Raw genomic sequence first — 20,848 nt, 5'->3', positions numbered from 1 at the left:
GAATGGCACGGCCCGCGCCAGCGTCTTCCGGATGAGACGCCACCGCGCCGACCGGCTGGCAGGGAACGCAGCGCAATCATGACGGCCGGGAGTGGCCCATGCAGGACACCCAGAAGTGCAGGCTCCGTATCGCTCGCCGGGGGCGCGTGTGAATCGACGCGCGCGCGACTTCGCGGCGGACAGCGAACGGGACCGCCTGCAGATCCTGATCGAGCAGGAGCGTGCGGCACGCCGCCAGGCCGAGATCCTGGCCGAAACCCGTCTGCAGGACGTCTACGCGAAGCAGCAGCAGATCGAGCTGCTCAACACCATTGCCTCCACGGCCAACCAGTCGGACTCCATCGCCCATGTACTGCGCGAGGCGCTGGCAGCGATTGGACGGTTTCTCGACTGGCCCGTGGGACATGCCTACCTGACCCGGCATAACAACAAAACCGGCCACAACCAGCTGGCCCCGACCGGCATCTGGCATATCGCCTCCGCAGAGCCAGTCACCGCGTTCCGCGACAGCACCGAGAACACGGCATTTGCCAGCGGAGAGGGCCTGCCCGGCCGCGTACTGGACAACGGGGAACCCGCCTGGATCGAGGACCTGGGCACGGACGGCAACTTCCCGCGCGCGCCGCAGGCCGCGGCGAGTGGCCTGCGCTCCGGGTTCGCCTTCCCGGTCATGGTCGGCCAGGAGGTCGCCTGCGTCCTCGAGTTCTTCGCCACGGAGCCCACCACCACCGACCCCGATCTGCTGTGGCTGATGTGGCAGATCGGCGTGCAACTTGGCCGCGTCATCGAGCGCAACCGCCACGAGGAGCGCCTGCTGCACAACGCGTCCCACGACCAGCTGACCGGGCTCCCCAACCGGCGCCTGTTTCACGACCGGCTGGCGCACGCCATTGCACGCGCCACGCGCGAGCCCTTCACCCTGTTCGCGGTCCTGTTCGTGGACATCGACCGCTTCAAGGTGGTCAACGACAGCCTGGGGCACCCGGCTGGCGACGAACTGCTGGTGCGGGTCGGGCGGCGCCTGCTGAACGCCCTGCGCCAGAACGACACCGTCTCGCGTCCCAAGGGAGACGACGGGAATCGCCCGGACGACACCCTCGCGCGCCTGGGCGGCGACGAATTCACCATCCTGCTGGAGGGCCTGCACGAACCCGTGGATGCCCTGCGTGTGGCCGAACGCCTGCAGGCCGTGTTGCACGAGCCTTTCTCCCTCTCCGGGCAGGATGTCTACGTGACCGTCAGCATCGGCATCGCAACCCGCCCCTATGGTCAAAGCTGCCCCATCCGGGCGAATGGCGAGGCGGATGACCCGGCCCGACCGGCCAAGCCCGACGACCTGATGCGCGAGGCGGACATGGCGATGTATCGCGCAAAGTCACTGGGCAAGGCCCGTTGCGAATTCTGCGATCCGGGCATGCAGACCCAGGCACTGCAAAGCCTGGCGCTGGAGACCGACCTGCGCCAGGCGGTGGAGCGCGGCGATTTTATCGTCCACTTCCAGCCGATCATGTCCCTCGCCGAGGACTGCATCACCGGCTTCGAGGCCCTGGTGCGCTGGGAGCGCAATGGCGAACGGGTACCGCCCGACCACTTCATCCCGATCGCCGAGGACACCGGGCAGGTCCACCTGATCGACATGCTGGTGTTCTACACCGCCTGCCGCCAGCTGATGCAGTGGAACACCGAATTCCCGGACACCCCGCTGACCATCAGCACCAACCTCTCCGCCCGCCAGCTCACGCGGCCGGAGCTGGTCGACGAGGTGCAGACGATACTCGAGGGCACGGGCGTCCCGGCCGCACAGGTTCGCCTGGAGATCACCGAGACGGCGACACTCGGCAACCTGGACGAACTGATCGAGACCCTGCACCGCCTGAAGGCCCTGGGCGTCAGCCTGGCGATGGACGATTTCGGCACGGGCTACTCGTCGCTCAGCTACTTGCACCGCCTGCCACTGGACATCCTCAAGATCGACCGCAGCTTCGTGGCCGGGCTGGATCGCGACGAATACAGCCAGCGCCTCGTGCAGACCGTGATCCACATGGCCCGCAATCTCGGACTGGAGGCCGTGGCGGAGGGCGTGGAGAGCCACACCCATGCCGCAACGCTGCGGGCCCTCGGCTGCACTCTCGCGCAAGGCTTTTACTATTCCCCGCCGGTGGACGCAGCTGGGGCTGGCGCGCTACTGGAGAACCCACGCCAGAAGCGCCACTGACGCCCGCCGGCCTGCAGGAAAAGCGCGGCGCTCGGACCGCTTGCAGCGCCACACCGCAAGTTCGTGCTCCGCGTCCCGCTCGTGACGGACGCGCTCCGGCCTCGCGTACCGCACCCACCTTCCGGCCGTCCCGTGCGGGGACTGTCGGGTCTCGCCCTGACCGGTGGGGTCGGGGGTCGCGGCCATGAGCCACGTCTTCTTGTACCCGGATTCGCTCCTTGTCGCCCCGTCCCCGGGGCCGGCAAGCCCCGGCGATCCGGCGGATCAGAACTGCATGCCGACCTTGCCCATCACGCGCATGTTGTCGGCATCCGCGCGGCGGCCGTCGAAGCGGTCGCTCTCGGTGAACTGATAGCGTGCCTCCAGCCCCAGGAACCACTGGCGATCCAGCTGGTATTTCAGGCTGCCACCCAGCTGGGCCGCCCACAGGCCATTGGTGTCATCATCGAGCTTGCCCCGCACGTAACCGATGCCCGGCCCGAACCCCAGCGACAGCCGCTCGTTCGGCTCGAACATCCAGTGGCTGTTCACTTCGGCACTGGTCATCTTCAGCGGGTCGTCGCTGTAGCGGCTCACAGTCAGATGATGGCGCAAAACGCCCGTGGCCGGCTGGAAAAGCTGGCAGTTGGCACCGATCTCGACGCCGTAGGCACCCTCGCTGCTCGCATCCGAAAGATCCGGCGAAACCACCCCGCCCATCAGTGCCACGCTGGGCTCCATGCCTCGTTCCACCGCACTGGCCTGGGCCAACGGCATGACCGTCAGCACCCCCAGGGCGACCATCACCATCGTTTTTCCGTACTGCATCGGACACCTCCTGATCCAAATAAATAAGAAAACTCTAATGGTATACCAGCGTGCCGCGACCTTCATCACGGCACACAGAACCCGGCGGCCCGGAATGGAATTTTTCCGGGGGCCATTGCATCCTGTTGCCGAAGCTCGGCCGGGGGCATCCTGCCCGGACCCCGGCAGCAATCGAGGGAACCCTCGCCGGTCGCAGCGCTCGAAAGCAGTGAACGCGCACGCCCCCGGCGTGCGCGGTTCGTACAAAAGCAGCAACAAGAACGATCATCCATTCACATGCAAACGGAGGACCTCATGTCCGATCAACCGAATGCGAACCGTCGTAAATTCCTGCGCCAGGCATCCGCCGCCGTGGCCGCCATCCCGGTCGTCAGCATGGCGGGCATCTCTGCCGCCCAGGCCAATGAAAAGGCCGAGGACGGTCACGCGCATGAATATGTGAAGAATGCCGCGGATGCAGCCGGACACGATGACTACGTGGAAGGCGCCAAGTGCAAGAAATGCGCCTTCTGGGGCGGGGGCGACGCCGAGTGGGGCCAGTGCTACCACGCCGACTTCCAGGGCGTTCAGGTCAACGCCAATGGCTGGTGCGACGAGTTCGTCGAAGGCTAATCCCGGCACGCCTGTCCGGCCCGCTTCGGCGGGCCGGGCATCCCTCCCCCCAACCACTGCTTGCATCCCCGCCGCACATCCCCGCAAGCTAGAATCCCAATTCCGTAGACCGATCCCGGCAAACGCCCCGTACGGCGAAAGGAACCTGCGTGTCCGACCCGTTCTCCCGGCCTGCCCGCAGCATCGCCGGTAACCCGTGCCCCAACTCGCGGCGGGCCCGCTGATGGATCTCTCGCCCGTCGGGTTCACGGTTCTCTACCTGGCTTACGGCCTGGCCTTCTTTTCGCTGGGGGCGGTTGCGCTGGTCCTGCCCCGCGGTAACGGCACACTGCCGTTTGCCCGGCACTTCTGGCTGCTGGCCCTGTTCGGCCTGGCCCACGGCGCGTACGAGTTCCTGCAGGCCGCAGGCTTTCACTATCCACCGGCACGCGGGGTGTGGCTCAACGCCACCTGGCAGTTGTTCTCCTACGTACCGCTGCTGGAGTTCGGGCGCCGCGCCCTGGTCGCGAGCCAGCCTCGCGTCCGGCTCGATGCCCTGTGGTTGTACCCGGTCCTCGCCGCCGGGATACTGCTGGTGATCGGCATCGCCGACGACCCCGGACGTGGCCTGGCCAACGGCGGCCGCTACCTGGTCGGCTTCCCGGGGGCACTGCTGACCGGTCTGGCCTTCTGGTTCGTACTGCGGCAACCCCGTCAGCGGGCGGTCAAATCCGGCGATCAGGCCCGGCATTATCCGGCCGTGACCGTCCTGGCTCTCGCCTTTCTGGGTTACGCGCTGCTCACCCCGTTTCCGGGAACCGTGGACCCGGCCCTGCCGGGCTGGCTGCCCACCCACGGCGACTTCCTCGAGACAAGCGGGCTGCCCGTGCAGCTGCTGCGCATGTTCACCGCCATCCTCGCCGCCATCGGGCTGATGGCCCTGACTCGCTCGCTGGGCACCCAGCAGGGCGATGACCTGCTGCGCATCCTCGACACCCTCAATGGATTCGTCTATCGCTGCCGCAACAATCCGCAGTGGGACGTGATCAACATCGAGGGTTCGCTGGAAGAACTGACGGGCCACCCGCAGACCCGGTTCTTCCAGGAACACCGAACCCTCGGCGACCTGATTCACCCGGACGATCGCGAACGCGTCTGGCAGGAGGTCTCGGAAGGCCTGCAGCGCGACGGCCAGTTCCAGGTCCAGTGGCGTCTGGTCCAGCGTGACGGTGGCCTGCGCTGGGTCTTCGAGCGCGGGGCCGCCCACTACGACCCGCGCGGCCAGCTAAAGTATCTCCAGGGGCACGTGGTCGATGCCGACGAACTGGTCACCACCAGCGAGCGCCTGCGAGCCAAGACCGACGAACTGGAGGCCTTCCGCTCGACCCTGGACCTGACCCTGGATGCGGTGTTCCTGTTCGACGTGGAGACCCTGCGCTTCATCTACGTCAACCAGGGCGCGGTGGACCAGACCGGCATCCCGCGCGAGGAACTGCTGCAACTACATCCCTATGACATCAAGCCGGACTACCCCGAGCCGCGCTTTCGCCAACTGGTCGAGCCCCTGCGCCGGGGCGAGCGCGACCAGTTCCGCTTCGAGACCAGCCACCGCCACCGCGATGGCGTCGAGGTGCCGGTCGAGATCTCCCTGCAGCTCGTCGCCCCGCGCGGCGAGACGGCCCGCTACGTGGCCATCTCGCACGACATCACCCAGCGCAAGCGCAACGAGAAGGCCCTGCTGCAGGCCCTCTCGGAACTGGAAGCCTCGCGCGACGAACAGGCGCGCCTGCTGGAACTGACCCGGCGCGAGCAGGGCCGCATGGCCGCGCTGCTCTCGGCCATGAGCATCGGCATCCTGTTCGAGGACCGCGACGGACGGGTGGAGTACGTGAACCCGGCCTTCCGCCGGATGTGGGCCATCGCCAGCGAGGTGGAACTGGTCGGCCGCCCCTCGCGCGAGGTGCTGGAGCACTCCACCCACCGCTTCGCACGGCCGGATCACGCCTCGCGCCACGTCCTGCACGTGCTGGACACCCACGAAATCAGCGAACGCTTCGAGGTCGACCTGTACGACGGGCGCATCCTCACCCAGGTCTCCTACCCGGTCCACGATACCGACGAACGCTCCATCGGACGCCTGTGGCTGTACGAGGACGTGACCCACGAGCGCCAGACCGCCCAGCAACTGGTCTACCTCGCCGAGCACGACGCGCTGACCGGGCTGTACAACCGCCATCACTTCCAGAAGCGCCTGGAACACGCGATTCACAGCGAGCGCCGTCGCAACGGGCGCTTCGCCCTGTTGTACTTCGATCTCGACGAATTCAAGACCATCAACGACACCTTCGGCCACCGGGCCGGGGACACCGTACTGGTGCGTGCCGCCGGCGAGATCGCCGCCCTGGTGCGCAGCCAGGACATCTTTGCCCGCCTGGGCGGTGACGAATTCGCGATCCTGGTGGACCGCGAATCGGATCAGGAGCCGATCGAACTGGCCGAACGCGTCGCCCGCGCGATCTCCGCGATCCCGTTCCGCTTCCGTGGCCAAAACTACCGCCTCACCGCCAGCATCGGCATCGCCCACTACCCCGAGCACGGCGACAACGTCGAGGAACTGGTGGCGCGTGCCGACACCGCGATGTACCAGGCCAAGGACCTGGGCAAGAACACCTGGGCGGTGTTCGACCGCAGCCGCAACACCGCCGAGCACATGCTGGAGCGGATGTCGTGGAGCCAGCGCATCGGCACCGCGCTGGAACGGGACCACTTCGAGCTGCACTATCAGGGCATCTACACCATCGATGGGCGCCACCTGCACCACATGGAGGCCCTGGTCCGCATGCGCGACCCGGCCAGCCCGGAGGAGCTCACCATGCCCGGCCAGTTCATTCCCATCGCCGAGAAGACCGGACAGATCCTCGACATCGACCGCTGGGTGATCCGCGAGAGCATCGCGCGCCTGGCCGATGACCCGGCCATCCCCGGCATCGCGATCAACATCTCCGGGCGCAGCTTCGACGAACCCGGGCTCCCGCACTACATCGACCAGCAGCTCGCACAACACGCCGTCGAGCCGCGCCGGCTGATCATCGAACTGACCGAGACTGCCGCAGTCTCCGAGATGCAGGATGCCCAGCGCTTCATCGAGGCGCTGCAGCACACCGGCTGCACCGTCTGTCTGGACGACTTCGGCTCCGGTTTCTCCACATTCGCCTATCTCAAATACCTGGGTGTCCAGATCCTCAAGATCGACGGCATGTTCGTGCGCGACCTCCCCAACAACCGCGACAACCAGGCCTTCATCCGCGCGATGGTCGATGTCGCCCGGGGCCTGGAGAAGCAAACCGTGGCCGAGTGCGTGGAAGACACGCCCACCCTCGAGATGCTGGAAGAACTGGGCGTGGACATGGCCCAGGGCTACCACTTGCACCGCCCGTCCGGGGAGATCCCCGCCACCGATACCTGAACGACCGCGCGCGAACGACTCAGTCGGCGAGCGGCTCGTACTCGCCGGGACCGACTGCCGGTTCCTCGAAGCGGAAATCCACCCCCGTTGGCGCGATCCGGAACACGCCCCGCGCCCGGCTCCAGCCCTGCTTGTACACCGTCGCGTCGACCCGCTCGAAGAGCCGCTGCAGTGCCCGCGCGGTCATGGCACGGTTCGCATAATCCAGTCCGTGGCGTTCCCAGGCGTCCCGCGCGCTCGCAGCCAGCTCCCAGCCCGTCTCCACGAACCCGGCGATCCACAGCGCCCGCAACACGCCATCGCCCCATTGCTCGCGCAACCGCGCCATGCCGGAGCGCGCGTCCGGGGCCGACTCCACTACCGCAACAAGCGACCCGGGCAACAACACCCGCCAGTCCTCACTCTGGAACCAACCCGGCAATAGATCCTCGTCAATGATCTGCACGAAATCCGCCACCGGGTCGGAGCCCGTGCGCTCGGCCAGTTGAATCAGTGCTCCCGCCTCGTCGACATAGCCGGACAGGGCAAACCCGCACAGGTGGTGATCCACGATGTCGTGCACGAATACCGAGGTCGGGATGCGCTCGCCGGTAAACGGGGTCGCCGCGATCACGTCCGCGCCCTGCCCGGGCAGGTCCAGCTTCCAGCCACGAACGCCAAAGCCGTCCTCCCAGGACATCGCATACCGCACCGGGATGGGCACGCCAGCGGCACCCTTCACGTCACAAGCATCGGGTATTCGCGGCATCGTCGCGCTCCTTTCGAGAAGGTCTCTCCTTGCACTTTACCGACCGGTCAACTAGTATGCAAAGTCATGGATACAACCATCAGCAACCCCACTGGCCACGACAGCCGCGAAGGCCTGCTGAAGGCCGCCCGCGAACTGATCGTCGGACGCAGCTACAGCGCCGTCGGCATTGCCGAGATCTGTGCGCACGCGGGCGTGCGCAAGGGCAGCCTGTATCACTTCTTTCCCGGCAAGGAGGCGCTCACTCTGGCGATGCTGGATGCGCTGTACGCGGACTTCGAACGCGAGGTGCTGATCCCGGGGCTGACCGGCGCCAATGGACTCCACGCCCGGATCAAGGCGTTCGTCCACGCGATCCACGCTTTCGAGGCAAGCATCCAGGCGGAATCCGGACAGCTCCCCGGCTGCCCATTCGGCAATCTGGCCGTGGAGATGGGCACCCATAACCCGACCCTGCGCCAGGCGATCCGGGGACACCTTGACGCCGTCACCGCGCATTTCCGCTCCGTGCTGGACGACGCCGTGCAGGATGGCGAGTTGCCACCACACACCGACACCGACGCGCTGGCCGAACAGTGGCTGGCGCTGATGGAAGGGATCCTGGTGATGGCAAAGACCGACCAGGACCCGGCGACGATCCTGCGCCTGGGCCCCGCGCTGGGCGCACTCCTCAACCCAACCCCGGAGGCCCGCCATGAGCCATGATGACTTCCCCCTGCACGACGCGAGCAGCGCGCCGGAGGCACAACGCGCCTTCGACCACGCCGAACAGACCTTCGGCATGGTCCCCAACCTGATCCGCAAGATGGCCAGCGCCCCTGCCCTGGCCGAGGCCTACCTCTCCCTCAACGACGTGCTGCAGAAGACCTCACTCAACCCGACCGAACAGGGTGTGCTGCTGCTGACCGTCAGCCGCTACCACGAGTGCGACTACTGCATGGCCGCCCACAGCATGACCGGTCGCATGACCGGCGTTCCCGACGACGTGATCGTCGCGCTGCGCGAGGACGAGCCGATCAATGACCCGAAGCTGGAGGCCCTGCGCCAGTTCGCCCGCGCGATGATCGAACAGCGTGGCTGGGTCGACACGGCCACCCAGCAGGCCTTCCTGGATGCCGGCCATACGCCCGCGCAGATGCTGGAGGTGATCCTGGCGATCGGGCTGAAGACCCTGTCCAACTACACCAACCACATCGCCGGCACGCCCGTGGACGAACCCATGGCCGCCGAACGCTGGACCGCGCCGAAGTAGCCGCGGCCCCACCGAAGCCACCCCGAGGAGAATCCCCATGAGCGAAGAAACCGCCGATCTTGTCGTCATCATGATCACTGGTCCGGAGAACAAGCGCCGTCTGCCGTCGGCCTTCTTCCTGGCGGCCACCGCGGCCGCCGCCGAACAGAACGTCATCATGTACTTCACCGGACCGGCCACCGAACTGCTGAAAACGGGGGTCGCCGAAAACCTTTACCCCATGGAGGGCGGCAAAAGCATTGCCGACTTCATGAAGAACGCCATGGACAACGGGGTCCAGGTGATGGGTTGTCGCCAGTCGCTGGACCTCAACGGCATGGACGAATCCGACCTCGCGTACCAGGATCTCCCGCTGCTGACGCCATCGCAGGCCTTGCCCTCGCTGGGTTCGGCCGGCAAAGTCCTCACCTGGTAATCACGAGGGGCGCCCCGGGCGGCCCTGTTTGAGGGGGAGCCAACCCTGGGCGCGCCGGACCATCGCAAACGCATCCTCCTGCTCTCCGCCTATCGCGCCGACAGCCACGCGGCGTGGACGGACTGGCTGACCGCGACCTTCGACGCGTTCGACTGGCGCGTCCTGGAACTGCCCGGGCGCCACTTCCGCTGGCGTATTCGCGGCAACCCACTGTCCTGGCTGGACCACCTGGAGGGGGTGGAGGCCGATGCGATCATCGCCACCTCCATGGTGGACCTCGCCACCCTGCGCGGCCTGCATCCGCACCTGGCGGCCCGCCCCACGCTTTACTACGTGCACGAGAACCAGTTCGCCTATCCGGTGGGCCACCATCAGGTGCGCTCGGTGGAACCGCAGATGGTACAGATCTACGCGGCGCTGGCGGCTGACCGCGTGGCGTTCAACTCGGCCTTCAACCGCGACTCGTTCCTAGACGGGATGGAGACCCTGCTCGGGCGGATGCCCGACCATGCCCCCGACGGATTGAGGACCCGCCTGCGGGAGCGCAGCAGGGTCCTGCCGGTCCCCGTCACACCCCGTGCGACACCGAATGGGGCGCGTGACCCGGGGCTGATTCTCTGGAATCACCGCTGGGAATACGACAAGGCGCCGGAGGTCTTCACCGAGGCCCTGCTCCGGCTCCGGGCAGTGGGTGCGGACTTCCGCCTGGCCCTGCTGGGGGCCAGGCCCGCCAAGGCCCCGGAGGCCCTGCAACGGCTGCGCGCAACCCTGGGCGACCGCATCGTTGCGGACGGCAAGCTGCCACGCGGGGAATACGAAGCCCTTCTGGGACAGGCGGCCATCGTCGTGAGCACCGCCTTGCACGAGTTCCAGGGACTCGCGGTACTGGAGGCCACCGCCGCCGGCGCCACGCCATTGGTCCCGGACGCCCTGGCCTATCGCGAACAGTACCCCGACACCTGCCGCTACCCGGCCGGCAACGTCGCGGCCCTGACGGAACACCTGCACGCATGGCTGCAACATGGGGCCCCGGCGGCGCCCGACGTCCGCGCCTGGACGCCGGAACATCTGGAACCGCGCTGGGAGCAGGCGCTGGATCATCTGGTCACGGGCCGTCCCCGCCATCCACGGGTCAGTCGCGGCTGACCAGGACCCGTTCGGCCACGGGCGCGTCTCCGGCCACGAAGACCGGGCGGATCACATCGCGGTAGTTGCGAATGCGCTGCACGTAGTACACCGGTTGATAGCCGCGGGCATAGCCGTAGCGCAGATCCTGGTAGTACCGCTCCTCGGTCAGCAGCGGCAGGGTCTCGCGCATGTCCGCCCAGCGGTCGGGATCGCGCCCCAGCTCCCGTGCCAGGCGCCGAGCGTCCAGCAAGTGACCGCGACCGATGTTGTACGCGGCCAGCGCCAGGTAGGTGCGATCGGGTTCGGCGATATCATCCGGCAGCAGTTCGTGCTGGCGCTGCAGGTAGCGGGCGCCGCCCTCGATGCTCTGAAGCGGATCCAGTCGGTCCACCCCCAGCGAATCGGCGGTGCGTCGGGTCAGCATCATCAGGCCGCGCACACCGGTCGGGCTGCGCGCCTCCGGATCCCAGTGCGACTCCTGGTAGGCCAGCGCGGCCAGCAGGTCGGCAGGGAAATCCGTGCGCTCCGCCGCCTCCTCGAAATACGACCGATATTGCGGCAGACGATTCTCGATCCGTCGGTTCAGCGCCCGCAGGTCCACGAAGTCGAACTGGCCAATGTAGGCGTAATAGCGTTCGTCGACGAGTTCGCGCAGGTCGCGTCCACCGTCGGCCTGCATCCACTCGGCCGCCAGGTCCGCCAGCGCCGCCTGATCGGCCTCCAGGTACCACCCCAGCGCAAGCGGCTCGGACAGGTCGAAGGCAATGTCGAGGTGCGGGAACGAGCGTCGATTGTAGCGGACGATATGGGAATCCGCCACGGTGCAGTCGATCTCCTGGCGGGCGACCTGCGCCATCAGGCGCTCGGTGCCGATCTCCCGTGCCTCGAAACCGGCCGATTCCGGCAATTCGTCCTCCAGGGTCTCGACATAGCTGCTGCCGGCCGAGACCACCAGATCGACGTCCTCCAGCTCGCCCGCCGAACCGGGCATGGGATCGAAATCGCGATGGCAGACCACCTGCTCCGTGACCTCCATGTATTCGGGGCCGCGGCGGAAGCGCTCGTTGCGCGAGGCGAGATGGGTCAGCCCCGCCGCCGCCATGTGTGCCTCCCCGGACTCAAGCGCCTCGAGCACCCCGGAGACCGAATCGGCCATGACCCACTCCACCTGCCAGCCGTGCGCGCGGGCAAAGCCCTCGACCAGGTCGTGTTCCGTACCGGCCGTCTCCAGATGCTGGTCGAAGTACCAGGTGGTGGGTGCGTTGCGGGTCACCACCCGCAGTGTCCCCGTCTCCTCCACCGGGGCCAGGCCGTCACCCCCGGACGTGCTGGACACGGCCGTCTCGGACTGGCCGTTTTCCGGGCCGCACCCGGCGAGCAGCGCAAGCAGGGCGGCCGGCATCAGCGCACGACAGCCCCCCCCGCATCGGGCCGGACGCACACCTGGCGCGCGGGGATTCGCTTGTTCGGTCATATCGGTGTCCTTCCCGTCGACAGCCCGCGGCGAATGCCTGGCCGACTCCATGACGGATCCATGAATGTCCAATAAAGAGACTAGGGTTTTGCGGAATGGTTCTCAAAAATACCCATACCGATGGGGTTGCGGTCTCGCGAGGATCCTTGCCGCCGGTGGGCAGGGAAACCGATTGGCCTGTACAGTCGACTCCGGGTCGCGGAGAAAACACGTATCACCCCCGGTGAACGTCCCGGCACTGGCACGATCAAAAACCCCTCACCTGCAAGGAGTGCAACAGCATGGCCGTGGAATCCCTTTTTCTCCTGCTGCTCATCGGTGGTATCGCCGGCTGGCTCGCCGGCCTGCTGGTCCACGGGTCCGGTCAGGGGATCCTGCTCAACATCGTGGTCGGCGTGATCGGCGCCTTCCTTGGCGGCTGGCTGTTCACCCAGCTCGGGGTGCAGGCCGGCGGCCTCATCGGCAGTCTGGCGGCCGCGACGGTCGGCGCCGTTCTCCTGCTGGGCCTGTTGCGCCTGATCCACAAGGCCTGAGGTCACGATCCCGTGGATGCCATCCTCCAGATACTGGGCATCATCCTGCTGGTCGGGGGCGTGATCGCCGCCCTGGTCGGTGTCCAGGACGCCTTCGGCATGCGCGAGCGCGCGGCGCGCCTGTTCCTTGGTCGCTTCACCCGCCGCACCCTCGGGCTCCTCGTCGGTGGTGGGCTGGCCGCACTCGTCGGCCTGATCCTGGTGACCTGAAAACGTGAACCGGTTGGCGTAATCGTCCCGAAACGGTAGTGTCCGCCCCGGGGGGATCGCGTCCCGCAGAAGGCGCGGCCTGGCTGCGGCCGCCCCCGTTAACCGACAAGAAGGGGGAGACCGCATGACACTGACACCGTCGCGCCGCCTGGCGCTCTCGATCGCCACAGGTTCCGCCCTGTTCGCCGCTCCCGCCACGTTGATGGCCGCCGGCTTCTACATCCAGGAACAGGGGGTTTCCGGCCTGGGCCGTGCCTATGCAGGGGAAGCCGCCATCGCCTCCGACGCCAGCACCATCTACTTCAACCCGGCCGGCATGACGCACCTGGACAGCAACGAGCTCCAGGCGGGGGTGCACCTGCTGATGCCCGACGCGGAGGTCAACCAGCGCGACACCCAGATCCCCGGGCGAGACAGCGGCAACCCCTACGACCCCAGCCCGGTGCCAAACCTCTACTGGGCGGAACAGTACTCCGACCGCGTCTGGCTGGGCTTCGGGCTCAGTGCCCCGTTCGGCCTGAAGAACCAATACGACGACGACTTCTTTGCCCGTTACGACTCGCTGGAATCCGATCTGCAGGTGCTGAACCTGCAGCCCAGCATCGCGTTCGAGCTGACCGACCGGATCTCCATCGGCGGCGGCCTCGACCTGCAGTACGCCGAAGCCACCCTGGGCAGCGCGACGCCGGATCCGGCCGGTCCCAATCCGTCCACCGACGGGGAATTCGAACTCGAAGGCGACAACTGGGATGTCGGCTTCAATATCGGAATGCAGTTCGACCTGAGCGACGCGACCCGCCTGGGCATCCATTACCGTGAAGGGATCACCCATACGCTCCAGGGCACCGCCACCGCCACGCTATCGACAAACGATCCCCGACGCGCGCAAGGAGGCGACACCATCGTTCAAGGGGGCCAGGCCGACCTGAAGCTGCCCGATATCGCCACGATCGGCATCCGTCACCGCTTCAATGACCGCTGGACCGGCCTGGCGCAGTACACCTGGTTCAACTGGTCGAACTTCGACGAAATCCGCATCCAGCTACCCCAGGGCAACGAGCAGGTGCGGGAACAGAACTACCGCAACAGCCATGCGCTGGCCGTGGGGGCGGAGTACGAGATGAACCCGCGCTGGACCCTGCGTGGCGGCATCCAGTACGACCAGACCCCGACCCGGACCGACGGGCGCAGCACGCGCACTCCCGATGGCGACCGCACCTGGTTCTCCTTCGGGGCCAGCTACGCCCGCAGCGACCGTCTGACCTTCGATCTCGGCTACAGCTACATCCACATCGCCGGCGAGGACCTGGACATCACGCGCAGCTTCAATGGCAACGACATCAACATGCAGGGCACGACCAAGGGCCACGTGCACGTCCTGTCGGCCGCCATGCGCTACCACTTCTAGTCCGCGTAGCTCCGTAGGTCCACCACCCGGGGCAGGGCGCCCGCCCTGCCCCGGACATCACCGCTCCAGTTCGACCCCACAGGCCGCTGCCAGCGCGCGTCGGTCAGCGTCACTCAGGTCGCGCCGTCCGGCATTGGCCTCCCCCAGGATCGCGTACATCACCGCGGCCGGGTCGTCCACGTGCTCGATCCCCAGGGCGTGCCCCAACTCGTGCGCCAGCGTCAGACGCAACTCATCGGCGTCACTCGCCTTGAACACGGTGATCGAACGCCGTGCGCCCTGCTGCTCGTAGACCGCCATGTCGAAGGCACCGGTCGCGCCGATCTCTCGGTTCAGATCCGCGACCCGCTGGTTGAAGCCATCGATCTCGCCCTCGAGAGCGCGGATCTCGCGGTTGAGTTCGTCGCGGCGACGCTCCAGCGCACGGCGGCGCTGCTCCAGGTCGTCCCGCGCCCCATCCAGCGCCCGGCGCTGCCGTTCCAGCCGATCGCGGTTCCCCGCGCTGTGCGCTATACGCCCGGCGTTCCAGGCGGCCACCGCCTCCTCGTACTCGCGCTGGCGCGCCTGCAGATCCTCCAGGCGCCGCTGGTAGCCCGTTGCATCCGCCGCCAGCGCCGAGTGGCGGTGATCGACGCGCTCCTCGCGCTCGGCGATCCTTCGCTTGAGCCGGTCCAGCTCCGCGCGGTCCCGGTCGCGGCTCTCGGCACCCGCCTGGCGCTCGTCGAACACCAGCCGCACCGGCATGCCGCCGCCCTCGCGTTGACGAAAGAGTGTCTCCGGCGTCTGTCCGTCCCACGTGCTCACGGCCGCATCCAGGGCTGCCTGCACCGCGTCACGCTCCAGCTGGAAGCGCGGGTCCACGGCCTCCAGATGCAGGGTGATGGGCAGCTCGCAGCGCGGCGCAGCCAGGTGCGCATGCCCCGCAGAGTCGCCCGGCAATTGCCCCTCCTGCCACAGGACACCGCCGAGTGCGAGCGCCCCGACACCCCCGACCAGCCACAACGGTATTGCCATTACGTTCCCTCCCTCGCACACTCCCAAGGTACCAGCCAGCGGGCGGCGCTACCCGCGTTTGCCCCGCCATGACGGGCAAGGCACCATTGAACCCATTGGATACCCCCGATTCAGGAGACTGCCATGCTGCGCACCCTTCTTGCCGTCCTGCCAATCCTTGCCCTGCCGCTGGCCGTCCAGGCCGAGACCCCGAACATGCAGCCCGGCCTTTGGGAACACCAGAACACCATGACCGTGGAAGGCATGAACGACATGCCGGAACAGACCCATAGCAGCACCGAGTGCGTCACCCAGGAAGACATCGACCGCGGCGAAAACATCATCGAGGCTCCGGAAGGTTGCACCCTGGAGGAGATGGACATGACGGCCGACCGGATGGACTACACCATGAACTGCCCCGGCCCCGAGGGCGGCCGCATGCAGATGGAGGGCAGCATGCGCTTCATGGGGGATCGCGCCGAGGGCGAGATGACCAGCGAGATGGACACCCCCATGGGCCCGATGAACATGCGCATGGAAATGCGCAGCCAGCGCATCGACGACTGCTGACCACCCACCACGAACAAGAGCGACGACAGGAAGGTCGGAAGAGGGAAAAGGACCATTGACTTGGTTCGATGTGTATCGGTTAGTCAGTGAGCAGCCGTGCGCGCCGGGCGCCCATCACTGTTTCTCTTCCAAACTTCCCATCTTCCTGTAAATCGCTGTTGACCCAGCCCTTCTTCGTGCGCTTCGTGGTAGTCGCGCCCTAAAGATTTACGTGCTGCGCCAGAGAAGGATCTGGTTGTTGACCGGCATCTCGATGGCAGCCTCGAGCTCCAGAGCGTGGCGGGCGGCGAGGGCGTCCAGGTCGGCGCGGTCGCGAACGCCCATCCCGGGGTCCTGCGCGCGCAGCGCCCGGTCGAAACGGGCGTTGGATTCGGCGGTATGCGAACCGCCGTGGGCAAATGGCCCGTACAGCGCGAACAACCCGCCCGCCGTCAGTACCCGGGCCACCCCGGCAAACAGCGCCTCCACCGCAGGCCAGTGCATGATGTGCACGGTGTTCGCGCTGTAGACATACTCGAATGGCCCCTCCGGCCAGGCATCGTGCAGCACGTCCAGTTGCCGCGCCGGCCGCAGGTTGGGCACGGGGGCTTCGCGCCGCCAGGCCTCCACGCCCGGCAGGTTGTCCGCGACGTCGCTGGGGTGCCAGTCCAGGTGCGGAAGCGCCGCGGCAAAGTGGACCGCGTGCTGCCCCGTTCCGGCACCGATCTCCAGCACCCGCCCGTGGGCAAGGAAACGTTCGCGAAGGACCGCCAGGATGGCCGCCCGGTTCTGTTCGGCGGCGGGGGCATAGGGCTTGTCGGATGTCATCGAGGCAATCCGTCAGGAGAAGCAGGCCCTGTATTCTGGACGCCTTGTGGCCGCACTGCCATGCTCGGGTGATACTCCGCTCCAGGCGCCCCCGATGATGCCCCGCCTCCGGTTGTTCCTGCCCGCCTCGCTCGCCCTGCTGCTCGCCATGCCCGGCGAGGCCCTGGCGCGCGAAATGGCGACCGACCCGGATCGTCTGCTCCCGGTCGAGCTGGCCACGGTCGGAGTCGATGCCGACTCCAACGCCCCCATCGCATTGCTGCGGCACCCGGCCTCCGGCGAGGTGGTGCCCATCGTGATCGGCACCGACCAGGCCCGCGCAATCCTGCTGGCGATGCACGAGGTCCCGCTGTCGCGCCCGCAGACCCACGACCTGATGATCGACCTGCTGGAGCAACTGGATGCGCGTCTGGAACGCGTGATCGTCGACGGCCTGGAGAACGGCGCCTATCTCGGCTGGCTAGAGGTGCATGTCGACGGCGAGGACGCGCCCCGGATGATCGACACCCGCCCCAGCGACGGACTCGCCCTGGCTGTTCGCAGCGACGCCACCATCCATGTTGCCCCGGAGATCCTCGAGGCCCAGGTACCCTTCGACTACACACCCCCGGGCGACGACGAAGTCGTCACCGCCCTTGGCATCACCGTGGTCGCGGCGCGCGAGGAGTTGCGCGAGGCCCTGCAACTGCCCGATGACCCCGGCGTGCTGGTCAGTCGCGCGGTGGGCCGTGCCGCGCGCGCGGGCGTGACCCACGGGGCGCTGATCCTGGAGGTCAACGGTCGCACGCCCACGACCCCGATCGACTTCCTCGAGGCAGTCTCCACGACACCAGAAGACGAGGGGGCCGAGATCCGCTACTGGCTGGACGGCAAGGCCCGGACGATCACCCTGCCCACGGACGTTCCCGCGATCGAGGAATCCGACGACGCCCTGAGCGTGTAAGTCGGGCCGGAACGGACACGGGTCAATCCCGCGGCGGCAGCAGCGGGCGCAGCCAGTCGAGGGTGGCGGTGGTTGCCGGATCGTGTCCGACAGACGTCGCCCTCGGCCCCAGGTCCGCCAGCACCTGCCCGGCAAGCTGCTTACCCAGTTCCACCCCCCACTGGTCGAAGGCGTTGATGCCCCAGAGCGTCGCCAGCACGTAGATCTTGTGCTCGAACAGCGCGATCAGCGCCCCCAGCGTGGCCGGGTCCAGGCGCTCCAGCAGGATCAGCGTACTCGGCCGATTGCCGGGGAAGGTCCGGTGCGGCGCCAGCGCATCGATGGCGCCCGGTGACTGCCCCGCCGCCGCCATCTCCGCCCGCACCGCATCCTCGTCCTTGCCCATCGCCAGCGCCTCGGCCTGGGCGACCAGATTAGCGATCAGAAGGGGATGCTGCGCCGGCAGATCATGTTCCGGCCGGGCTACCCCGATGAACTCGGCGGGGATGAAGCGCGTGCCCTGGTGCAACAACTGGAAGAAGGCATGCTGGCCATCGGTTCCCACCGCGCCCCAGACCACCGCGCCGGTGTCGTCCCTCACCACCTGGCCGTCCAGCCCCACGCGCTTGCCCAGACTCTCCATCTCCGCCTGCTGCAGATACGGCGGCAGCAGCGACAGGCGCTCGTCGTAGGGCAGCACCGCACGCGACTGCGCGCCCAGCAGGTTCTGGTTCCACAGGTCCACCAGGGCCATGCGCACCGCGGCATTGGTGGCGATCGGCGTGCGCCGGACATGCTCGTCCATGGCGTGCGCCCCGCCGAGGAAGGCGCGAAAGCCGTCCATCCCCAGCAGCAGTGCCACCGGCAGCCCGATGGTCGACCACACGGAGTAACGCCCGCCGACCCAGTCCCAGAAGCCGAACATGTTGTCCGGGTCGATACCGAACTCGGTCACCCGGTCGCGCGCGGTGGACACCGCGACGAAATGCCGGGCGACGGCCGAATCGTCCGGCGCATGCCGCAGCAGCCAGGCCCGGGCCGCGCGGGCATTGGTCAGGGTCTCCTGGGTGCCGAAAGTCTTCGAGGCAACGATGAACAGCGTGGTTTCCGGATCGGCCTCGCGCAGCACGGCGGACAGTGCAGCACCGTCCACGTTGGAGACAAACTCGACGACCAGCGGCGCGCCTTCGGTCGTCGCCCGCGCATGCGGCGCCATTGCCCGGCAGACCATGCGCGGCCCCAGGTCCGAACCCCCGATGCCGATGTTCACCACCCGCCGGATCGGGCGCCCGCCATAGCCCCGGTGAGTGCCGGCATGGATCTTCCGCACGAAGGCCTCGACCCGGTCGAGCTGCTCGTGAACCTGGGGCACGACGTCGTGGCCATCCACCTCGCAGTGCGCCTCGCGTGGCAGGCGCAGGGCTGTGTGCAACGCCGCCCGGCCCTCGGTGGTATTGACCCGTTCGCCGGCGAAAAGCGCGCGCAGCGCCTCCGGCACCTCGCAGGCCGCGGCGCGTTCGAACAACGCATCCCAGGCCGGGCCGTCCAGGCGCTGGCGCGACCAGTCCAGGCGCAGTCCGGCGATCTCCTGCACGTCCCGCGCCACGCGGTCCGGGTCGCGCGCAAACAGATCGCGCAGTATCTCGTCTTCCAGGCGGCGGGCCTCGACCCGCAAGGCACTGTCCATCGCCGTGTCCCGTCCTGACTTCATTCCATGCCCCCGGTTGTTCTGTCACCAGAGTGCCGCCCCGGCCCCTGCGTTACAATTGATAGAAAGCCATCCGGCGCCGCCGGTTCCGTACCCCGGGAAATTTTCATGCGCATCCTGTTCACCAGCAGCGAGGCCTATGGTCTGGTCAAGACCGGAGGGCTCGCCGATGTCAGCGCCAGCCTGCCGGCCGCCCTGCGCCGCCGCCGCCAGGATGTGCGCCTGGTAGTACCGGGCTATCCCGAGGCCTGCCGCAACCTGGTGGATGCTACCCCGCGCCCGGGCCCGGAGGACGCCCCATGGCAGCTCCTCGAGGGCCGTCTGCCGGGTACCCGGCTACCGGTCTACCTGGTCGACTGGCCGGAATACTTCCAGCGCGCCGGCAACCCCTACAGTGCCAGCAACGGCATGGACTGGCCGGACAACGCCCAGCGCTTCGCCGGCTTCGCCCGCGCCATCGTGGCCCTGGCACGCGACGAGGCGGGGCTGGACTGGGCACCGGATCTGGTTCACCTGAACGACTGGCAGACCGGTCTGGTGCCGTTGCTGCTCGACCCGGAACGCACGGGCGTCGAGCGCCCGCAGACCGTGTTCACCATCCACAACCTGGCCTACCAGGGCCTGTTTCCGGCGAGCACCCTGCGGGAGCTGAACCTGCCCGCGGAACTGTGGCACCCGGAGGCCCTGGAGTTTCACGACCAGCTCTCGTTCATGAAGGCGGCCCTGGTCTTCGCCGACACCATCACCACGGTCTCGCCCACCTACGCCCGCGAGATCCAGGACCCGGCCTCGGGCATGGGCCTGGACGGCGTCCTGCGTGCCCGCCGCGAGGATCTGCACGGCATCCTGAACGGGGTGGACTACCGCGACTGGGACCCGGCGCGCGACCGTTATATCGCCGCGCGCTACAGCGCCGACGACCTCTCCGGGAAAGCCGCCAACAAGGAGGCGCTGCAGACCCGCCTGGGCCTGGAGCCGAACCCGGACATCCCGCTGCTGGGGCACGTCGGCCGCATGGTGGAGCAAAAGGGCGTGGACCTGCTGCACGCCGCCTGCACACCCCTGCTGGATGCCGGGCGTATCCAGCTCGCCCTGGTCGGCTCCGGCCAGAAGGATCTGGAACACGCCACCGGTTCCCTTGCGCGCACCTATCCGGGCCGGGTTGGCGTGCACATCGGCTACGACGAGCCCCTGGCCCACCAGATCGAGGCCGGCGCCGACCTGTTCCTGATGCCGTCGCGCTTCGAGCCCTGCGGGCTCAACCAGCTCTACAGCCTGCGCTACGGTACCCCGCCGGTGGTCCATGCCACCGGCGGCCTGGCCGATACCGTGGTTGACGCCACGCCGGAGACCCTGGACGCCGGCACCGCCACCGGTTTCAGCTTCACGCCGGACAGCGTCGCCGCGCTCGGCGCCACCCTGGAGCGGGCCCTTGATCTGCATACCGCCCGCAGCGACGGGCGCTGGGAGCAGCTAATGCGCAATGGCATGGCACGCGACTTCGGCTGGAACGCCAGCGCCGACGCCTATCTTGCCCTGTACCGCGAACAGCTCCCGCGGCGCGGCCGGCGTGCGAAAGCGGCATCTGCGCTATAATCGCG

The 20,848-nt window shown here is 67.6% G+C and carries 19 protein-coding genes; 13 read left to right on the top strand and 6 right to left on the bottom strand.

All coding sequences use genetic code 11. The annotated features are described in order from the left end of the window. The first annotated feature begins 148 nt into the window (after positions 1 to 148). The gene (locus ACESLR_RS02920; protein ID WP_373025170.1) at positions 149 to 2,215 is read left to right on the top strand and encodes a putative bifunctional diguanylate cyclase/phosphodiesterase; all 2,067 of its coding nucleotides are present in this window, start codon (positions 149 to 151) and stop codon (positions 2,213 to 2,215) included. A gap of 264 nt (positions 2,216 to 2,479) precedes the next feature. Here the strand turns inward: ACESLR_RS02920 and ACESLR_RS02915 are convergent, their stop codons facing one another. Further along, positions 2,480 to 3,022: an outer membrane beta-barrel protein gene (locus tag ACESLR_RS02915; protein WP_373025169.1), complete on the bottom strand. Its 543-nt coding sequence runs from the start codon at positions 3,020 to 3,022 to the stop codon at positions 2,480 to 2,482. A 294-nt stretch (positions 3,023 to 3,316) separates the two neighbouring features. On the opposite strand from ACESLR_RS02915, the gene ACESLR_RS02910 reads away from it, so the two are divergent. Further along, positions 3,317 to 3,634 (top strand): high-potential iron-sulfur protein, encoded by a 318-nt coding sequence (locus tag ACESLR_RS02910; protein WP_373025168.1) that lies wholly within the window; start codon positions 3,317 to 3,319, stop codon positions 3,632 to 3,634. Positions 3,635 to 3,857: 223 nt separating this feature from the next. After that, positions 3,858 to 7,079, top strand: a complete 3,222-nt coding sequence (locus ACESLR_RS02905) for an EAL domain-containing protein (protein ID WP_373025167.1) — start codon at positions 3,858 to 3,860, stop codon at positions 7,077 to 7,079. A gap of 19 nt (positions 7,080 to 7,098) precedes the next feature. Here ACESLR_RS02905 and ACESLR_RS02900 read toward each other — a convergent pair whose 3' ends face one another. After that, entirely contained in the window at positions 7,099 to 7,827 is a 729-nt protein-coding gene (locus ACESLR_RS02900; protein ID WP_373025166.1) for a hypothetical protein, read from the bottom strand. Between the two features lie 66 nt (positions 7,828 to 7,893). Here ACESLR_RS02900 and ACESLR_RS02895 point away from each other — a divergent pair, with 66 nt between their 5' ends. The 4 genes from ACESLR_RS02895 to ACESLR_RS02880 are packed head-to-tail and all read left to right on the top strand — an operon-like array spanning position 7,894 to position 10,640. Beyond that, the gene (locus ACESLR_RS02895) at positions 7,894 to 8,532 is read left to right on the top strand and encodes a TetR/AcrR family transcriptional regulator (RefSeq protein ID WP_373025165.1); all 639 of its coding nucleotides are present in this window, start codon (positions 7,894 to 7,896) and stop codon (positions 8,530 to 8,532) included. Continuing rightward, a complete protein-coding gene (locus ACESLR_RS02890; RefSeq protein WP_373025164.1) occupies positions 8,522 to 9,079 on the top strand; it encodes a carboxymuconolactone decarboxylase family protein in 558 nt (185 codons plus the stop codon). Before ACESLR_RS02895 ends, ACESLR_RS02890 begins: the two co-directional genes overlap by 11 nt. A gap of 37 nt (positions 9,080 to 9,116) precedes the next feature. Further along, a complete protein-coding gene (locus ACESLR_RS02885; RefSeq protein WP_373025163.1) occupies positions 9,117 to 9,494 on the top strand; it encodes a DsrE family protein in 378 nt (125 codons plus the stop codon). A gap of 45 nt (positions 9,495 to 9,539) precedes the next feature. Next, a complete protein-coding gene (locus ACESLR_RS02880; RefSeq protein WP_373066631.1) occupies positions 9,540 to 10,640 on the top strand; it encodes a DUF3524 domain-containing protein in 1,101 nt (366 codons plus the stop codon). Here the strand turns inward: ACESLR_RS02880 and mltF are convergent. Beyond that, positions 10,627 to 12,096 carry a membrane-bound lytic murein transglycosylase MltF gene (gene mltF / locus ACESLR_RS02875; protein ID WP_373023852.1) on the bottom strand — a complete coding sequence of 490 codons (1,470 nt, stop codon included), beginning with the start codon at positions 12,094 to 12,096 and terminating at the stop codon, positions 10,627 to 10,629. The two genes, ACESLR_RS02880 and mltF, sit on opposite strands and share 14 nt — an antisense overlap. Positions 12,097 to 12,377: 281 nt before the next feature. On the opposite strand from mltF, the gene ACESLR_RS02870 reads away from it, so the two are divergent. The 3 genes from ACESLR_RS02870 to ACESLR_RS02860 all read left to right on the top strand — a co-directional run bounded on the left by ACESLR_RS02870 (position 12,378) and on the right by ACESLR_RS02860 (position 14,247). Beyond that, entirely contained in the window at positions 12,378 to 12,629 is a 252-nt protein-coding gene (locus ACESLR_RS02870; protein ID WP_373023851.1) for a GlsB/YeaQ/YmgE family stress response membrane protein, read from the top strand. A gap of 21 nt (positions 12,630 to 12,650) precedes the next feature. Beyond that, on the top strand, positions 12,651 to 12,839 hold the full coding sequence (locus ACESLR_RS02865; protein ID WP_373023857.1) for a DUF3185 family protein: 189 nt from the start codon (positions 12,651 to 12,653) through the stop codon (positions 12,837 to 12,839). A gap of 124 nt (positions 12,840 to 12,963) precedes the next feature. Further along, positions 12,964 to 14,247, top strand: coding sequence for an OmpP1/FadL family transporter (locus ACESLR_RS02860; protein ID WP_373023850.1), 1,284 nt, complete (start codon positions 12,964 to 12,966; stop codon positions 14,245 to 14,247). A 57-nt stretch (positions 14,248 to 14,304) separates the two neighbouring features. Here the strand turns inward: ACESLR_RS02860 and ACESLR_RS02855 are convergent, their stop codons facing one another. Continuing rightward, positions 14,305 to 15,261 (bottom strand): matrixin family metalloprotease, encoded by a 957-nt coding sequence (locus ACESLR_RS02855; protein WP_373023849.1) that lies wholly within the window; start codon positions 15,259 to 15,261, stop codon positions 14,305 to 14,307. A gap of 123 nt (positions 15,262 to 15,384) precedes the next feature. Here ACESLR_RS02855 and ACESLR_RS02850 point away from each other — a divergent pair, with 123 nt between their 5' ends. Further along, positions 15,385 to 15,810, top strand: coding sequence for a DUF3617 domain-containing protein (locus tag ACESLR_RS02850; protein ID WP_373023848.1), 426 nt, complete (start codon positions 15,385 to 15,387; stop codon positions 15,808 to 15,810). A 207-nt stretch (positions 15,811 to 16,017) separates the two neighbouring features. On the opposite strand, the gene ACESLR_RS02845 is transcribed toward ACESLR_RS02850, so the two are convergent. Next, on the bottom strand, positions 16,018 to 16,617 hold the full coding sequence (locus ACESLR_RS02845; RefSeq protein WP_373023847.1) for a DUF938 domain-containing protein: 600 nt from the start codon (positions 16,615 to 16,617) through the stop codon (positions 16,018 to 16,020). Positions 16,618 to 16,711: 94 nt separating this feature from the next. On the opposite strand from ACESLR_RS02845, the gene ACESLR_RS02840 reads away from it, so the two are divergent. After that, positions 16,712 to 17,560, top strand: coding sequence for a bifunctional nuclease domain-containing protein (locus tag ACESLR_RS02840; protein WP_373054420.1), 849 nt, complete (start codon positions 16,712 to 16,714; stop codon positions 17,558 to 17,560). A gap of 22 nt (positions 17,561 to 17,582) precedes the next feature. Here ACESLR_RS02840 and pgi read toward each other — a convergent pair whose 3' ends face one another. Continuing rightward, positions 17,583 to 19,226, bottom strand: coding sequence for a glucose-6-phosphate isomerase (gene pgi, locus ACESLR_RS02835; RefSeq protein WP_373023856.1), 1,644 nt, complete (start codon positions 19,224 to 19,226; stop codon positions 17,583 to 17,585). A 129-nt stretch (positions 19,227 to 19,355) separates the two neighbouring features. Between pgi and glgA the strand changes: the two genes are divergently transcribed. Beyond that, positions 19,356 to 20,843, top strand: coding sequence for a glycogen synthase GlgA (gene glgA, locus ACESLR_RS02830; RefSeq protein WP_373023845.1), 1,488 nt, complete (start codon positions 19,356 to 19,358; stop codon positions 20,841 to 20,843). Positions 20,844 to 20,848 lie beyond the last annotated feature (5 nt).

This window comes from Thioalkalivibrio sp., from assembly GCF_041685615.1.
Lineage (GTDB): Bacteria > Pseudomonadota > Gammaproteobacteria > Ectothiorhodospirales > Ectothiorhodospiraceae > Thioalkalivibrio.
This window is presented reverse-complemented; position numbering and strand designations above follow the sequence as displayed.

Bases quoted from the DNA above. Each gene is read 5' to 3' on its own strand.
- ACESLR_RS02915 (WP_373025169.1), bottom strand. From the start codon at position 3,022: ATGCAGTACGGAAAAACGATGGTGATGGTCGCCCTGGGGGTGCTGACG.
- ACESLR_RS02910 (WP_373025168.1), top strand. From the start codon at position 3,317: ATGTCCGATCAACCGAATGCGAACCGTCGTAAATTCCTGCGCCAGGCA.
- ACESLR_RS02905 (WP_373025167.1), top strand. From the start codon at position 3,858: ATGGATCTCTCGCCCGTCGGGTTCACGGTTCTCTACCTGGCTTACGGC.
- ACESLR_RS02900 (WP_373025166.1), bottom strand. From the start codon at position 7,827: ATGCCGCGAATACCCGATGCTTGTGACGTGAAGGGTGCCGCTGGCGTG.
- ACESLR_RS02895 (WP_373025165.1), top strand. From the start codon at position 7,894: ATGGATACAACCATCAGCAACCCCACTGGCCACGACAGCCGCGAAGGC.
- ACESLR_RS02890 (WP_373025164.1), top strand. From the start codon at position 8,522: ATGAGCCATGATGACTTCCCCCTGCACGACGCGAGCAGCGCGCCGGAG.
- ACESLR_RS02885 (WP_373025163.1), top strand. From the start codon at position 9,117: ATGAGCGAAGAAACCGCCGATCTTGTCGTCATCATGATCACTGGTCCG.
- mltF (WP_373023852.1), bottom strand. From the start codon at position 12,096: ATGACCGAACAAGCGAATCCCCGCGCGCCAGGTGTGCGTCCGGCCCGA.
- ACESLR_RS02870 (WP_373023851.1), top strand. From the start codon at position 12,378: ATGGCCGTGGAATCCCTTTTTCTCCTGCTGCTCATCGGTGGTATCGCC.
- ACESLR_RS02860 (WP_373023850.1), top strand. From the start codon at position 12,964: ATGACACTGACACCGTCGCGCCGCCTGGCGCTCTCGATCGCCACAGGT.
- ACESLR_RS02855 (WP_373023849.1), bottom strand. From the start codon at position 15,261: ATGGCAATACCGTTGTGGCTGGTCGGGGGTGTCGGGGCGCTCGCACTC.
- ACESLR_RS02850 (WP_373023848.1), top strand. From the start codon at position 15,385: ATGCTGCGCACCCTTCTTGCCGTCCTGCCAATCCTTGCCCTGCCGCTG.
- ACESLR_RS02845 (WP_373023847.1), bottom strand. From the start codon at position 16,617: ATGACATCCGACAAGCCCTATGCCCCCGCCGCCGAACAGAACCGGGCG.
- ACESLR_RS02840 (WP_373054420.1), top strand. From the start codon at position 16,712: ATGATGCCCCGCCTCCGGTTGTTCCTGCCCGCCTCGCTCGCCCTGCTG.
- pgi (WP_373023856.1), bottom strand. From the start codon at position 19,226: ATGGACAGTGCCTTGCGGGTCGAGGCCCGCCGCCTGGAAGACGAGATA.
- glgA (WP_373023845.1), top strand. From the start codon at position 19,356: ATGCGCATCCTGTTCACCAGCAGCGAGGCCTATGGTCTGGTCAAGACC.